The organism is Paenibacillus sp. Y660, from assembly GCF_057221575.1.
The window spans coordinates 1-1,044 of the sequence record NZ_JBXBBJ010000076.1 but is presented as its reverse complement, the minus strand read 5'-3'; the positions used below and the strand labels follow the sequence as shown (position 1 = coordinate 1,044).

Annotated in this window: 1 rRNA gene; it reads left to right on the top strand. The window is 53.2% G+C overall.

From position 1 onward, the window contains the following. Positions 1-1,044 (top strand): 23S ribosomal RNA (locus AC2TDN_RS26490); the annotation flags it as partial.

Genomic DNA, 1,044 nt, shown 5'->3' with positions numbered 1-1,044 from the left:
GTAAGAGGCATACCAGGGGAACTGAAACATCTAAGTACCCTGAGGAAGAGAAAACAATAGTGATTCCGTCAGTAGCGGCGAGCGAACGCGGATTAGCCCAAACTTGCGGATTTATCCGCAGGGGTTGTAGGACGTCTCACATGGAGTTACAAAGGTGTTTGGTAGGCGAAGAGGTCTGGAAAGGCCCGCCAGAGCAGGTAAAAGCCCTGTAACCGAAAGCAAGCACTCTCCGAGACGGATCCTGAGTACGGCGGGACACGAGAAACCCCGTCGGAATCCGGCAGGACCATCTGCCAAGGCTAAATACTCCCTGGTGACCGATAGTGAAGCAGTACCGTGAGGGAAAGGTGAAAAGCACCGCGGAAGCGGAGTGAAAAAGAACCTGAAACCGTGCGCTTACAAAAAGTCAGAGCCCGTTAAATGGGTGATGGCGTGCCTTTTGTAGAATGAACCGGCGAGTTACGATCACGTGCAAGGTTAAGTCGGGAAGACGGAGCCGTAGCGAAAGCGAGTCTGAATAGGGCGAATAAGTACGTGGTCGTAGACCCGAAACCGTGTGATCTACCCCTGTCCAGGGTGAAGGTGCGGTAACACGCACTGGAGGCCCGAACCCACGCACGTTGAAAAGTGCGGGGATGAGGTGGGGGTAGCGGAGAAATTCCAATCGAACTCGGAGATAGCTGGTTCTCCCCGAAATAGCTTTAGGGCTAGCCTCGAGGAATGAGCGTCGTGGAGGTAGAGCACTGATTGGGTGCGGGGCCCGCCAAGGGTTACCAAGTCCAGTCAAACTCCGAATGCCATAGACGTGCTACTCGGGAGTCAGACAGTGAGTGCTAAGATCCATTGTCAAGAGGGAAACAGCCCAGATCATCAGCTAAGGTCCCCAAGTGTGTGTTAAGTGGGAAAGGATGTGGAGTTGCAAAGACAACCAGGATGTTGGCTTAGAAGCAGCCACCATTTAAAGAGTGCGTAATAGCTCACTGGTCGAGTGACTCTGCGCCGAAAATGTAACGGGGCTAAACACACCACCGAAGCTATGACATG